Origin of the sequence: Mycobacterium mantenii (assembly GCF_010731775.1) — a bacterium.
In the GTDB taxonomy this organism is placed as follows: Bacteria; Actinomycetota; Actinomycetes; order Mycobacteriales; family Mycobacteriaceae; genus Mycobacterium; species Mycobacterium mantenii.
Genome location: NZ_AP022590.1, coordinates 526,340 through 539,642, shown reverse-complemented (window position 1 = coordinate 539,642; position 13,303 = coordinate 526,340). Strand labels below are relative to the sequence as shown.

14 protein-coding genes are annotated in these 13,303 nt (G+C 68.6%); 5 read left to right on the top strand and 9 right to left on the bottom strand.

Annotation, left to right across the window (positions count from 1 at the left end):
* The first annotated feature begins 14 nt into the window (after positions 1-14).
* Entirely contained in the window at positions 15-2,630 is a 2,616-nt protein-coding gene (locus G6N50_RS02810) for a circularly permuted type 2 ATP-grasp protein (protein WP_163650942.1), read from the top strand.
* Positions 2,631-2,652: 22 nt separating this feature from the next.
* On the opposite strand, the gene G6N50_RS29675 is transcribed toward G6N50_RS02810, so the two are convergent.
* The 4 genes from G6N50_RS29675 to G6N50_RS02795 form a co-directional block, all read right to left on the bottom strand.
* Positions 2,653-2,775, bottom strand: coding sequence for a hypothetical protein (locus tag G6N50_RS29675; RefSeq protein WP_264028645.1), 123 nt, complete (start codon positions 2,773-2,775; stop codon positions 2,653-2,655).
* Positions 2,776-2,869: 94 nt separating this feature from the next.
* A complete protein-coding gene (locus G6N50_RS02805; RefSeq protein WP_232068871.1) occupies positions 2,870-3,319 on the bottom strand; it encodes a DUF6629 family protein in 450 nt (149 codons plus the stop codon).
* A gap of 69 nt (positions 3,320-3,388) precedes the next feature.
* Positions 3,389-4,444: a zinc-binding metallopeptidase family protein gene (locus G6N50_RS02800; protein WP_083094850.1), complete on the bottom strand. Its 1,056-nt coding sequence runs from the start codon at positions 4,442-4,444 to the stop codon at positions 3,389-3,391.
* Positions 4,437-5,378 (bottom strand): transglutaminase family protein, encoded by a 942-nt coding sequence (locus G6N50_RS02795; protein WP_083094851.1) that lies wholly within the window; start codon positions 5,376-5,378, stop codon positions 4,437-4,439. Before G6N50_RS02795 ends, G6N50_RS02800 begins: the two co-directional genes overlap by 8 nt.
* Positions 5,379-5,504: 126 nt before the next feature.
* On the opposite strand from G6N50_RS02795, the gene G6N50_RS02790 reads away from it, so the two are divergent.
* Positions 5,505-5,894 carry an MmcQ/YjbR family DNA-binding protein gene (locus tag G6N50_RS02790; protein WP_083094944.1) on the top strand — a complete coding sequence of 130 codons (390 nt, stop codon included), beginning with the start codon at positions 5,505-5,507 and terminating at the stop codon, positions 5,892-5,894.
* A 4-nt stretch (positions 5,895-5,898) separates the two neighbouring features.
* On the opposite strand, the gene G6N50_RS02785 is transcribed toward G6N50_RS02790, so the two are convergent.
* Genes G6N50_RS02785 through aspS form a run of 3 tightly spaced genes read right to left on the bottom strand, consistent with a single transcriptional unit; the run spans position 5,899 to position 9,173 of the window.
* Positions 5,899-6,966 carry an FUSC family protein gene (locus G6N50_RS02785; RefSeq protein ID WP_083094852.1) on the bottom strand — a complete coding sequence of 356 codons (1,068 nt, stop codon included), beginning with the start codon at positions 6,964-6,966 and terminating at the stop codon, positions 5,899-5,901.
* A gap of 3 nt (positions 6,967-6,969) precedes the next feature.
* The gene (locus G6N50_RS02780) at positions 6,970-7,401 is read right to left on the bottom strand and encodes a nitroreductase family deazaflavin-dependent oxidoreductase (protein WP_083094853.1); all 432 of its coding nucleotides are present in this window, start codon (positions 7,399-7,401) and stop codon (positions 6,970-6,972) included.
* Entirely contained in the window at positions 7,398-9,173 is a 1,776-nt protein-coding gene (gene aspS / locus G6N50_RS02775; RefSeq protein WP_083094854.1) for an aspartate--tRNA ligase, read from the bottom strand. Before aspS ends, G6N50_RS02780 begins: the two co-directional genes overlap by 4 nt.
* Positions 9,174-9,235: 62 nt before the next feature.
* On the opposite strand from aspS, the gene G6N50_RS02770 reads away from it, so the two are divergent.
* From G6N50_RS02770 to ypfJ, 3 genes are read left to right on the top strand one after another with little or no spacing between them, the layout of a single operon-like run.
* Positions 9,236-10,135, top strand: coding sequence for an oxidoreductase (locus G6N50_RS02770; RefSeq protein WP_179970133.1), 900 nt, complete (start codon positions 9,236-9,238; stop codon positions 10,133-10,135).
* Positions 10,136-10,144: 9 nt separating this feature from the next.
* A complete protein-coding gene (locus G6N50_RS02765; RefSeq protein ID WP_083094856.1) occupies positions 10,145-10,642 on the top strand; it encodes an SRPBCC family protein in 498 nt (165 codons plus the stop codon).
* A 9-nt stretch (positions 10,643-10,651) separates the two neighbouring features.
* Complete coding sequence (gene ypfJ, locus G6N50_RS02760; RefSeq protein ID WP_083094857.1) at positions 10,652-11,530, top strand: KPN_02809 family neutral zinc metallopeptidase; 879 nt, start codon at positions 10,652-10,654, stop codon at positions 11,528-11,530.
* A 52-nt stretch (positions 11,531-11,582) separates the two neighbouring features.
* Here ypfJ and G6N50_RS02755 read toward each other — a convergent pair whose 3' ends face one another.
* Complete coding sequence (locus G6N50_RS02755; RefSeq protein ID WP_083094858.1) at positions 11,583-12,467, bottom strand: dihydrodipicolinate synthase family protein; 885 nt, start codon at positions 12,465-12,467, stop codon at positions 11,583-11,585.
* 37 nt (positions 12,468-12,504) lie between these two features.
* On the bottom strand, positions 12,505-13,290 hold the full coding sequence (locus G6N50_RS02750; protein ID WP_083094859.1) for an aldolase: 786 nt from the start codon (positions 13,288-13,290) through the stop codon (positions 12,505-12,507).
* Between the last annotated feature and the right edge of the window lie 13 nt (positions 13,291-13,303).

Here is a 13,303-nt window from a genome sequence, read left to right as displayed (position 1 = left end):
CTGGGTCCGGCCCGATGGCCGGCACCGCGCGCTACGACGCCGATCGCCTGCTGGCGTCCTACCGCGCCGCGCGGGCCCAGGAAGCACTCTTCGATCTGCGGCACGGCCCGGCAAGCGGTTATGACGAATTCGTCGACCGGGACGGCAATGTGCGCCCGGCGTGGGCCGAGCTGGCCGACGCCATCGCGGAACGGGGCCGCGCCGGGCTGGACCGGCTGCGCTCGGTCGTGCACGGCCTCATCGACAACGACGGCATCACCTACACCGACGTCGAGCCCGGCGGCCGCGGCCAGGAACCCCGGCCGTGGCAGCTGGACACCCTGCCGGTCGTGCTGTCCGCGACCGACTGGGAGGCGCTCGAGGCCGGCCTGCTGCAACGGTCGCGGGTGTTCGACGCGGTGCTGGCCGACCTGTACGGGCCGCGCAGCCTGCTCACCGAAGGCGTCCTGCCCCCCGAGCTGCTGTTCGGCCATCCCGGGTACGTGCGCGCGGCCAATGGAATCGAAATCCCCGGCCGCCACCAGCTTTTCATGCATGCCTGCGACGTCAGCCGGCGACCGGACGGCGCCTTCGTCGTCAACGGCGACCGCACCCAGGCGCCCTCGGGCGCCGGTTATGCGCTGGCCGACCGGCGCGTGGTCGCGCACTCGATCCCCGATCTCTACGAACGCATCGCGCCGCGGCCGACGACGCCGTTCGCCCAGGCGCTGCGGCTCGCGCTGACCGACGCGGCACCCGACGACGCCCAGGACCCCGTGGTGGTGGTGCTGTCCCCGGGTATCTATTCCGAGACCGCGTTCGACCAGGCCTACCTGGCCACCCTGCTGGGTTTCCCGATGGTGGAAAGCGCCGATTTGGTGGTGCGTGAGGGCATGTTGTGGATGCGTTCGCTGGGCACCTTGAAACGCGTCGACGTCGTTCTCCGCCGGGTCGACGCCGACTACTCCGACCCGCTGGATCTGCGCGCCGATTCCCGGCTCGGGGTGGCCGGACTGGTGGAGGCGCAGCGTCGCGGGACGGTGACCGTCGTCAATACGCTGGGCAGCGGGATTCTGGAAAACCCTGGGCTGCTGCGTTTTCTGCCCGCGATGGCCGAGCACCTGCTGTCGGAAACCCTGCAGCTGCCCACCGCCCCGGTCTACTGGGGCGGCATCGCCAGTGAGCGCTCACACCTGCTGGCGAACCTGTCGTCGTTGCTGATCAAGTCCACCATCGGTGAGAAAACCCTTGTCGGACCGACGCTTTCATCTCACCAGCTGACGAAGTTGGCGGCCCGGATCGAGCAACTGCCGTGGCAGTGGATCGGCCAGGAGCTGCCACAATTCTCGTCCGCGCCGACCGACCACGCCGGTGTGCTGTCGTCTGCCGGCATCGGCATCAGGTTGTTCACCGTTGCCCAGCGCGGCGGCTACGCGCCGATGATCGGCGGCATCGGCTACGTGCTGGCACCGGGTTCCGACTCGTACACACTGAAAACCATTGCGGCCAAGGATGTCTGGGTGCGCCCCACCGAACGGGCGCGCGCCGAGACCATCAGCTTTCCGACGCCGGAGCCGCCGGCGAAGACGGCCGCGGGCACCTGGGGCATCAGCTCCCCGCGCGTGCTGTCCGACCTGTTCTGGATCGGCCGCTACGGTGAGCGCGCGGAAAGCATGGCGAGGCTGCTCATCGTCGCCCGCGACCGCTTCCACGTCTATCGGCACCACCAGCAGAGTGAGGAAAGCGAATGTGTGCCGGTGCTGATGACCGCGCTGGGCCGCATCACCGGAACCGACACCGCGGCCGACAGCGACGGCGACCACGCCGAGATGATCGCCGTCGCCCCCTCCACCCTGTGGTCGCTGACCGTCGACCCGCACCGGCCCGGCTCCCTGGTGCAGTCGGTGGAGGGTTTGGCGCTGGCCGCCCGGGCGGTGCGCGACCAGATGTCCAACGACACCTGGATGGTGCTGGCCGCGGTGGAGCGGGCACTGGCACTGGAAAGCGAACCGCCGGATTCGCTTTCCGAGGCCGATGCCCTGCTGACCACGGCCCAGAACCAGACGCTGGCCGGCATGCTCACCCTGTCGGGGGTGGCCAGCGAGTCGATGGTGCGCGACGTGGGCTGGACGATGATGGACATCGGCAAACGGATCGAACGCGGCCAGTGGCTGACGGCGTTGCTGCGGGCCACGCTGACCGTCGGCCGCGGCGCGGCGGCCGAACAAACCGTCATCGAGTCCACCCTGGTGGCCTGCGAGTCGTCGGTCATCTACCGGCGCCGCACGGTGGGCAAGATCAGTGTGGCCGCGATGGCCGAGCTGATGCTGTTCGACGCGCAGAACCCGCGGTCGTTGCTGTACCAGTTGGAGCGGCTGCGGACCGATCTCAAGGATCTGCCCGGCTCGTCGGGGTCGTCGCGCCCGGAACGGCTGGTGGACGAGATCGGCACCCTGCTGCGGCGGTCCCATCCCGCCGAACTCGAACGGGTCGGCGCCGACGGCCGGCGCGCCAAGCTCGCCGAGCTGCTCGATTCGGTGCATGTCGAGCTACGCGACCTGGCCGAGCTCATCACCACCACCCAGCTGGCGTTGCCCGGTCATATGCAACCACTTTGGGGTCCCGACGAGCGTCGGGTAATGCCGGCCTAGTTGCGTTGTCTCCCCACATCTTTCAGACTTTCGATGGTGCCCGATCCGCGGTGACGCCGTGATAGCGGTGTGGATCGGGCAGTCGTCGGCGCCGCACCATGTGCACCAGCGCCAGGACCGACAGCGTGGCGGCGTAGATGCCCACAGTGACGCGAACGCCTGCAGGTAGAGGACGGCCACGACGGTCAGGCCCACCAGGTTTGCCACCCCGAACACCACGATGGAGCGATAGCCCGACATCACCGCCGGCCCGATGACGGCGATGATGTACAGCGCCGCCCACCCGTAGCCGTCGTGAACACCGGTCTGGTATTGCAGCGCATGGGGCCCGTCGCCGCGGTGACCGGCTCGGTCAGCACGACGACGGCCAGATAGGCCGACACGACAGTGCCGAGCACCGCGAAAGGCGCCACCCGCAGCCGGGCGCCGCGCGGTTCCGGCAGCAAGATCGCCCACGGGGCCAGCGCGGGAAGCAGCGGCAGTGCGATGAAGACATATGCGCGCACCGTCAGCTGGGCCATCCCTGGGGAGACAACGCCGTTGGGCCACACGGCCGCCTCGATGAACTGGTGCGCCGCGAACACCGCCGGCAACAACGCGAATGGCACTTCGCGCCAGTGCTTCACCTCGCGCAGGGTCGCCGCGGCGACGGGCACGAGTGCGGTGCCCACCACCAGATCCGCCGTCATCGAGAAGCGCACCCGTCGAGGTGTTCTCGTTTGTGGCGCCGCGAATCGGGGTACGGCCCCGGGCGCGGCTCAGCCGGCGACCGAAGCCGGACCGCGGGACTCCGAGGTCACCTCGTCGACCACGGTGTAGATGAACTTCATCTTCTCCAGCACCGTGACCGGCAGCACGAATGGGTACAGGTCGTCGTGACCCATCGACCGGTTCACCATGTTCAGCGACCACGACAACGGCAGCCACATGTCGATGATCGTCTGAAAAGCACTCGGGCCCAAGGCCGGCCGGTCGAAGGTGGCCGACGCCGGCGCCAGCCCGCACCACGCCGAGGTGTCCAGCGTGTCGCGGATGTGCAGGTAGTGGGCGAACGTCTCGGCCCAGTCCTCAGCCGGATGCATGGTGGCATAGGACGACACGAAGTCCTCCTTCCAGCCCTCGGGCGCGCCCTCGCTGTAGTGCCGGTCGAGCGCCTCCTGATAGTCGGCTTCATGATCGCCGAACAACTCGTTGAACCGCTCCACGTAGTCACTGAACGGCGCGATCAGCCGGTAGTAGTAGTAATGCCCGATCTCGTGACGGAAGTGCCCCAGCAGGGTCCGGTACGGCTCGTCCATCTCGACGCGCAGCTGCTCGCGATGCGCGTCGTCGCCCTCGGCCAAATCGATGGTGATGAACCCGTTTTCGTGTCCGGTCATCACCTTCTCGTGCGCGCTGGACAGCAGCCGGAAGGCCAGCCCGTAGTCGGGGTCCTTGTCACGCCCAACGATCGGCAACTTCAGTTCGTGCAGCTCGGCGATCAGCCGGCGTTTGGCCGCCTCGGCCCGGGCGAACTCGGCCATCCCCACGGTGTCGGCGTCGTTCGGCCGTTCGGTCGTCAGCGCGCACGACGTGCACAACAGCCGGGGGTTGTTGACAGGAACGAGCCAATTGCATTCGGCGAGCAGCAGGTTGGCGCACAGCTGGTACTCGCTGGCAGGCACGAAGCCGGCGTGCTCGGTCGACCCCTCCTCCGAGATCACCAGCAGGGCCATCTGGTCGAGTGAAAACCCCAGCGCGCTACCGCAATTCAGGCAGGTGGAGTTCTCGAAGGTCAGGCGCTGACCGCAGTTGGGGCAGGTGAAGTCACGCATACAGCACATCGCCTTCGAAGGGCACCACGTCGACGGCGACGTCAATCACGCTGCGTTCCGAGTCCGTGTAGATGATGCCGCGCAGCGGGGGGACGTCCGCGTAATCGCGACCCCGGCCCACGATGATGTAACGCTCGTCGACCATCTGGTCGTTGGTGGGATCAAGCCCTAGCCACTCGAATTGGCCGGGCTCCCGCGGGGTCCATACCGCTGCCCAGGCGTGGGTGGCGTCGATGCCGATCATCCGGTCCTTCCCAGGTGGCGGGTCGGTGGCCAGATACCCGGATACGTAACTGGCCGCCAACCCGTTGGCTCGCAGGCAGGCAATCGCCAGCCTGGCAAAGTCTTGACATACCCCTTCGCGGGCCGCCAGAACCTCTTTCACCCCGGTGGAAATCGTCGTCGACCCCGACCGGTAGGTGAAGTCGGTGAAGATCCGTGATGTCAGGTCGCGCAACACCTCGATCAGCGGACGCCCGGCCGTGAAGCTGGGCGCCGCATAGTCGCGAATCTCGTCGGTGATTTCCGGTGGATTCAGGTCCAGGGTGAACTCGGTCGCCAGCGCTCCCCCGCGCCCGACCGGCCGGGCCGCCTCCCACGGCTGGGTCGCCGGCCCGCCGCTGTACAGACCCGGATCCGGCGGATACACGTCGACGATCGAATCGCTGGTCACCTTCAGGGTGCCGTGCGGCTCGGTCACGTGGAAATACGAGCTGATGTTCCCGTAGGTGTCCGTGCTGGTCGATTGGTCGGCGGGGGCCGGTTCGATGGTCAGCCGGTGCGCGACACAGCGCTGCCGCAACGAGTCGCGCGGGGTGAGGAATCCGCGACCATAGGAGCTGGTCACGATGTCGGAGTAGCGGTACTCGGTGCGGTGGGTCACGCGATGCCGGCGGGCGACCCCGCCCCCACCGTCGCCTGGTTCTGCTGGCAAGCGCCACCTCCTCACCGCTGATCACATCACATGCCGCCCGGTCGCGTGAGGTCCGCGATTCGCCCCGGCCGCCCACCGTTTGCCAATCCAACGGCAAGCACGCCAAAACGGGAGCACAATCGAATGGTGGCCACGTGGGGCGAAGTCGCCCGCATCGTTGGTGAGCTGGCACTCACCTCCGAGCCGTCACCGCACGACTGGCGGGTCGGCAAGAAATTGCTGGCCTGGGAGCGGCCGCTGCGGCCCTCCGAGCGCGAGGCGCTGGGGCGCAACGGCCCGCAACCGCCGCAGGGCGACATCCTCGGGGTGCGGGTGTCCGACGAGGGCGTCAAGTTCGCGCTGATCGACGACGAGCCGGGGATCTACTTCACCACCCCGCATTTCGACGGCTATCCCGCCGTGCTGGTCAACCTGGCCGAGATCTCGGTTCGCGACCTCGAGGAGCTCATCACCGAGGCGTGGCTGACCCAGGCGCCACGGAAACTGGTCCAGGAGTTCTTGGCCGACTCGCGCTGACCGCTCACACGTGCCGCAGGTCGATGACCCGTTGCAGGTCGTCGACGCAGGCGCTGACGACGTCGGCGAGGATCACCTGCGTTTTCTCGTGCGCGCCGGACTGCAATTCCGCCGCATGATGACGCGCCGAGGCGGTGTACACGCAGGCGCCGGCGGGATCGGGGTCGGCCAGGGCGGTCGCGGCCGCCAGCACCACCAGCACCGAGTGCACGAGCGGCGGGAGGCGTTCGCGATCGCCGTCCTCGCTTGGCGAGACGGCCCGGGCCAGTTGCAGCACCGAGCCGGCCAGCAGGGCCACGTGCACGGCCTGGTGGTCGGCGGCCTCGATCGCCGTCCGCAGGGCCCACCGCCGCGGGGCGATGGTCACGACGTGGCGGGCGGTGGTGCGCGCCTCGAGCAGTCCGCTGAGCTGTTCGTGCACCCGGTCGACGGCCGTCAGCGGCCAGTCCGGCGGCGGCTCCTTGCGTCCGACGGCGACGTCCGCGGCCCGCGACAGCACATCGTGCAGCACGCCGAGCACGCCGACGCGCGCGGTGCGCAACACCTTCAACGGATCGGCGGGAAACAACAAGACCGCGAACACGATGGCCACCGCGCCGCCGATCAGCGCGTCGAAGATGCGTTCCAACCCGACGCCGCCACGGTAGAGGGCCAGCACCAGAATCGCCGACACCACGGTCTGGTTGGCGAACATCATCCCGTGCCCGATGAAGCCGCCACCGATGAACACCGCCGCGCCCAGCGCCACCAGCGCCGCGACCGCGATGGGCAGCTCGCCGGGTCCGAGCAGGCCCTGCACCAGCGAGCCCAGCCCGATGCCCAGGGTCACCCCGATCATCATCTGGACGGCGCGTTGCGCGCGCAGCACGTTGCTGGTCGACAACGACACCGCGGCGGCGATCGGCGCGAAGAACGGCTGCGGGTGATCGAGGACGGCGTGCGCGATGTACCAGGACAAGCCCGCGGCCGTCGCGGTCTGCACCAGGTTGAACCACACGACCCGCAACCGTTTGTTGCCCGCACGCGCGGAGGCGAGAACCAGCGATGGCACCGCCCGCCGCGACGTGCGCACCGGCTAGGTCCGGCTTAACTCGAAGAGTGGGATGACCCGGGTGGTCTTGGCCTGGTACTCGGCGAAGCCGTGCGCGGCGGCGGTGACTTTGTCGAAGAGCGCGGCGCGATCGTCGGCGGGGATCTCGTGCGCCGTGACGTCGAACTCGTGTGTGCCGATCTCGACGCGGGCCCGCGGGTTGGCCCGCAGGTTGTGCACCCACGCCGGGCTGACGGGCGAGCCGGCGAAGGAGCCGATGATGATCAGCCGGCCGTCGATGCGGAAATAGGCCAGCGGCGACACCCTGGGCTGCCCGGACTTGGCGCCGGTGGTGTGGAGCAGCAGCAGGTCTGCATTCTCGAACTGGCCGCCGACCTTGCCGTCGTTGGTGCGGAACTCGTCGATGATGCTCTGGTTGAACGCGTTAATCGTGTCGGTGTCGGGCATTTCGGTCATGCCCGGTCAACCTTTTCGGGCTTGGCGTCTATTCCGGATTCCTTGCGCTGCTGGGCGGTGATCGGCGCGGGCGCTTCGGTCAGCGGGTCCACGCCGCCGCCGGTCTTCGGGAAGGCGATCACGTCGCGGATGGAGTCGACCCCGGACAGCAGCGCGTTGATCCGGTCCCAGCCGAACGCGATCCCGCCGTGCGGGGGTGCGCCAAAGGTGAACGCCTCCAACAGGAATCCGAATTTCTCGTGGGCCTCGGCCTGGTCCAGGCCCATCACCGCGAACACGCGCTCCTGGATGTCGCGGCGGTGGATACGGATCGACCCGCCACCGATCTCGTTGCCGTTGCAGACGATGTCGTAGGCGTCGGCGAGCACGTTGCCGGTGTCGGTCTCGATTTCGCTCTCGTGTCCGGGCTTGGGTGAGGTGAACGCGTGATGCACGGCGGTCCACGCCCCCGAGCCGACGGCCACGTCACCGGCGGCGGTCGCGTCGTCGGCGGGCTCGAACAGCGGCGGGTCCACCACCCAGACGAACGCCCAGGCGTCGGGATCGATCATGTCCAGCCGGTGGGCGATCTCACCGCGGGCGGCGCCCAGCAGGGCCCGCGACGGCTTGGCCGGGCCGGCCGAGAAGAAGACGCAATCGCCCGGCTTGGCCCCGACCTGGGCGGCCAGCCCGTCGCGTTCGGCGTCGGTGAGGTTCTTGGCCACCGGACCGCCCAGCGTGCCGTCGTCGGCGATCAGCACGTAGGCCAGTCCTCGGTGACCGCGCTGCTTGGCCCACTCCTGCCAGCCGTCCAGCGTGCGCCGCGGCTGCGACGCCCCGCCGGGCATCACCACCGCACCGACGTACGGCGCCTGGAAGACGCGAAAGGTGGTGTCTTTGAAGAACTCTGTGCAGTCGACGAGCTCCAGCCCGAAGCGCATGTCGGGCTTGTCGGAGCCGAATCGCCGCATCGCGTCGGCGTAGCTGATCCGCGGGATCGGCGTCGGAATCCGGTAGCCGATCAGCTCCCACAGCGCGCACAGGATCTCCTCGGAGACGGCGATGATGTCCTCGGCGTCGACGAAGCTCATCTCCATGTCGAGCTGGGTGAACTCCGGCTGGCGGTCGGCGCGGAAATCCTCGTCGCGGTAGCAGCGGGCGATTTGGTAGTAGCGCTCCATGCCGGCCACCATCAGCAACTGCTTGAACAGCTGCGGGCTCTGCGGCAGGGCGTAGAACGAGCCCGGGTGCAGCCGGGCCGGCACCAGGAAGTCGCGCGCGCCTTCAGGCGTGGAGCGGGTGATGGTCGGGGTCTCGATCTCGACGAAGTCATGCTGCGCCAGCACCGAACGCGCGGCGGCATTCACCTTGGAGCGCAAGCGGATTGCCTCGGCCGGGCCGTCGCGGCGCAGGTCCAGGTAGCGGTACTTCAGCCGCAGTTCCTCGCCGGCGGGCTCGTCGAGCTGGAACGGCAGCGGCGCGCTCTCCCCCAACACGGTCAGCGAGGTGGCGTTGACCTCGATCTCGCCGGTGGCGATCTCGGGGTTGGCGTTGCCTTCAGGGCGGATCTCCACCACACCGGTGACGGCGACGCAGAACTCGGCGCGCAGCCGGTGCGCCTGGGCCAGCACGTCTGCCGCGCGGAAGACCACCTGCGCGATCCCGGAGGCGTCGCGGAGGTCGATGAAGATGACGCCGCCGTGGTCGCGGCGGCGAGCCACCCAGCCCGCCAGCGTCACCTGCTGCCCGGCGTCGCTACTCCTCAGCGAACCCGCGGCGTGACTGCGCAGCACAAAACACTCCCTTTCACCTGGCTTGAACGAGTGACCAGTCTAAAGGAGGTAATTTCGGTGGCATCGCCACAGACGCTGCTACCAACATCGCCCTGGTCGGTCCCGGCGCCGTCGGCACGACGGCCGCCGCGCTGCTGTACCGGGTCGGGCATTCGGTCATGGTGTGCGGCCGCACCCCGCGCGACGCCATCGAACTGCGGCCCGACGGGGCCGACCCGATCGTCGTCCCCGGTCCCGTGCACACCGACCCGGCCGGGGTGACGGGGCCGGTGGACGTGGTGCTGCTGGCCGTCAAGGCCACCCAGAACGACGCGGCCGCCGCGTGGCTGGCCCGGCTATGCGACGTCCACACCATCGTCGTGGTGCTGCAAAACGGCGTGGAGCAGGTCGAGCAGGTGCAGCCGCACTGCCCGTTGTCGCCCGTCATCCCCGGCATCGTGTGGTACTCGGCGCAGACCCAGCCCGACGGCTGGGTGCGGCTGCGCACGCAGCCGGCCCTGGTGCTGCCCAGCGGGCCGGCCGCGGAGACCGTCGCCGAACTGCTGCGCGGCGCGGGCTGCCGAGTCGACTGTGACCCCGACATCCTCACCGCGGCCTGGCACAAGCTGCTCTCCAACGCGCTGGCCGGGTTCATGGCGCTGGCGCGCCGGCGGTCCGGGATGTTCCGCCGCGACGACGTCGCCGCGCTGTCGCGGCGCTATGTCGCCGAGTGCCTGTCCGTCGCGCGGGCCGAGGGCGCCCGGCTGGCCGACGGCGTGGTCGACGAGTTGGTCGACATGTTCAGCAACGTCGCCGAGGACATGGGCACGTCGATCCTGACCGACACGGAACATCAGCGGCCGATGGAATGGGATATCCGCAACGGCGTGATCGTTCGCAAGGGCCGGGCCCACGGCCTGGCCACGCCGATCAGCGACGTGGTGGTGCCCTTATTGGCCGCGGCCAGCGACGGCCCCGGCTAAGTTGTTGTCATGTTCCCCTGCGAGCGCGTCGATACGAGCTTCACCGACACCGCACCGTTCCGGTTCCGCAACAGCGTCGACCTGGCCATCACCCCCGAGCAGTTGTTCGAGGTGCTATCCGATGCCCAGTCCTGGCCGCGGTGGGCGAAGGTGATCACGAAGGTCACCTGGACCAGCCCCGAGCCGCGCGGCGTCGGGACCACCCGCATCGTCGAGATGCGCGGCGGCATCGTCGGCAATGAGGAATTCCTCGCTTGGGAACCGTTCACGCACATGGCATTTCGGTTCAACGAGTGCTCGACCCGATCCGTGGCGGCCTTCGCCGAGGATTACCGGGTCGAGGTCATCCCGGGTGGCTGCCGGTTGACGTGGACGATGGCCCAGAAACCCGCCGGCCCGGCGAGGCTGGCGATGGTCGTGGTGGGGCCGCTGCTGAACCTGGCCCTGCGCCGCTACCTGCGCAACCTGCGCAGCTACACCGATTCCCTTGCGACCCGGCAACATTAGGAGAGTGTCATGACCTTCAACGAGGGCATGCAGATCGACACCAGCACCGCGTCCTCGTCCGGTGGCGGCGGCATGGGAATGGCCGTCGGGGGTGGCGGCATCGGGCTGCTCATCCTCATCGGGGCGCTGTTTCTGGGCGTCGACCCGGGCCGCGTGATGAACTCCCAGCAGACCAACACCGGCGGCTACTCGGCGCCGGGTTTCGACCTGAGCCAGTGCAAGACCGGCGCCGACGCCAACAAGTACGTGCAGTGCCGGGTGGTCGCCACCGGTAACTCGGTGGACGCGGTGTGGCATCAGCTGCTGCCCGGTTACACCCGCCCGCACGTCCGGCTGTTCACCGGCCGGGTGAGCACCGGCTGCGGGGCGGCCACCACCGCGGTCGGGCCGTTCTACTGCCCGGTCGACCAGACGGCGTACTTCGACACCGACTTCTTCCAGGAGCTGGTCGACAGATTCGGTTCCAGCGGTGGGCCGTTCGCCCAGGAGTATGTGGTCGCCCACGAATACGGCCACCACGTGCAGCAGCTGCAGGGTGTGCTCGGCCGCTCGCAGCAGGGCGCGCAGGGCGCCGGCGGCAACGGCGTGCGCACCGAGCTGCAGGCCGACTGCTACGCCGGGATCTGGGCGCACTACGCCTCCACGGTCAAGCAGGAGAGCACCGGCGTCCCGTACCTGGAACCGTTGAGCGACAAGGACATTTCCGATGCCCTGTCTGCCGCGGCCTCGGTGGGCGACGACCGCATCCAGAAGGAATCCACCGGACGGGTCAACCCCGAGTCCTGGACGCACGGTTCGTCCGAACAGCGCCAGAAATGGTTCACCATCGGGTACCAGACCGGCGACCCGAAGAAGTGTGACACCTTCTCGGCGCCCGACCTGGGCTAGTCCTGATGGCGGCGGCCCGCTTCCCCCCGCTCCGCCGCGCTCGCGACCGCCGCTAACCGGCCAGCAGCGCCTTCAGCTCGCCACGACCCTGCTCGTCGAGCGGCAGCAGGGGCGCGCGCGGGTCGCCGACCGGGAAGTCGAGCAGCTCCAGGCCGGCCTTCACGGTGGTGGCCAAGCCGCCGGCGACGATGAAGGTGAGCAACGGCTTGAGGTCGTCGTAGAGCTTCTGCGCGGTGTCGAGGTCTTGCGCTCGCACCGCCTCGTACAGGTCGATGCAGGGCTGTGGCCGCAGATTCGGTGCGGCCGTGCACCATCCGGAGGCCCCGGCGGTCAGGGCGTCGAGCACCAGCGGGTTGCTGCCGTTGTAGAAGGGCAGCCGGTTGCCGGACAGCTCGGCGATGCGCCGCATGCGGGTCAGGTCACCGGTGGACTCCTTGACCATGGTGACGTTGTCGATGCTGTCGAACATGCGGACCAGCAACTCGGGGGGCATGTCGACACCGCTGGTGGCCGGGTTGTTGTAGGCCATGATCGGGATGGCGATGCCGTCGCCGATGCACTGGTAGTGCCGGAAGATCTCCCGCTCGGTGAGCTTCCAGTACGACACCGGCAGGACCATCACCGCGTCGGCCCCGGCTTGCTGCGCGTACTTCGCACGCCGAATGGTCTTGGCAGTGGTCACATCTGACACACCGACGATCACCGGGACGCGGCCGGCGACGGTGGCCAGCGTGGTGTCGACGACGGCGTCGAATTCGGGTTCCTCGAGATAGGCCAGTTCGCCGGTGCTGCCCAGCGGGGCGATCGCGTGGACGCCGGCGGAGACCAGCCGCTCGACCAGCGCGGCCAGCCGCTGGGTGTCGATGCCCTTTTCGGAAAAAGGAGTCACCGGGTAGGCGATGATGCCGTGGATCTTGGGCTCAGGCGTGTGCGCCACTGACGGTCTCCTCGGATTGGGTTGGCGGATAACGGGTTTAGCCGGTCAACACGTCGGGATGCCGGGCCAGGGCCCGACGGGCGTAGTAGGCGAAGTTGGCGCGGCTGCGCTGCGGTGACAGCGTCCAGTCGTGGGCCTCGCGGGCGAGTTCTTCGGGTAGTTCCTTGACGGCGCCGGCGGCCATGGCGGTCAGCTGCAGCTTGGCGGCGCGCTCGATGAGGATCGACAACGAGCACGCCTCCTCGACGCTGGCGCCGGCGATGACGTGGCCGTGATGCCCCAGCAGCACCGCCTTCTTGTCGCCGAGGGCGGCGGTGATGATCTCGCCTTCCTCATTGCCGACCGGAACACCCGGCCAGTCGGGCAAAAACGCGCAGTCGTCGTACAGCGGCGTGGTGTCCATGTGGGAGACGATCAGCGGGACCTCCAGCATCGACAGTGCCGCCACGTGAAACGCGTGGGTGTGCACGATGCAGTGGACGTCGGGCCGCGCGCGATAAATCCAGCTGTGAAAACGATTGGCGGGGTTGGCCATTCCGTCCCCGTCGAGGACATTGAGGTCCTCGTCGACCAAAAGCAGGTTGGCGTCGGTGATCTCGTCGAATCCCAGCCCGAGCCGCTGCGTGTAGTAGGTGCCGTCGGCCTCGGCCCGGGCGGTGATCTGCCCGGCCAGCCCGGAGTCATGCCCGGCGTCGAACAGCGCCCGGCAGGTCAATGCCAGCTTCTGGCGGGTGGTCAACCCCGAATCGGCGACGTTCGCCGTCAGCTGCTCGGCGGCGCGGCGCATCAATTCGGATTTCGAATCGGTGAACGTGCTGGCCATATGACACAATGTA

Excerpts from the sequence above, each read along its gene's own strand:
- G6N50_RS02810 (WP_163650942.1), top strand. The coding sequence starts at position 15 with ATGGCCGGCACCGCGCGCTACGACGCCGATCGCCTGCTGGCGTCCTAC.
- G6N50_RS02805 (WP_232068871.1), bottom strand. The coding sequence starts at position 3,319 with ATGACGGCGGATCTGGTGGTGGGCACCGCACTCGTGCCCGTCGCCGCG.
- G6N50_RS02800 (WP_083094850.1), bottom strand. The coding sequence starts at position 4,444 with ATGCGTGACTTCACCTGCCCCAACTGCGGTCAGCGCCTGACCTTCGAG.
- G6N50_RS02780 (WP_083094853.1), bottom strand. The coding sequence starts at position 7,401 with ATGACCGAAATGCCCGACACCGACACGATTAACGCGTTCAACCAGAGC.
- G6N50_RS02765 (WP_083094856.1), top strand. The coding sequence starts at position 10,145 with ATGTTCCCCTGCGAGCGCGTCGATACGAGCTTCACCGACACCGCACCG.
- ypfJ (WP_083094857.1), top strand. The coding sequence starts at position 10,652 with ATGACCTTCAACGAGGGCATGCAGATCGACACCAGCACCGCGTCCTCG.
- G6N50_RS02750 (WP_083094859.1), bottom strand. The coding sequence starts at position 13,290 with ATGGCCAGCACGTTCACCGATTCGAAATCCGAATTGATGCGCCGCGCC.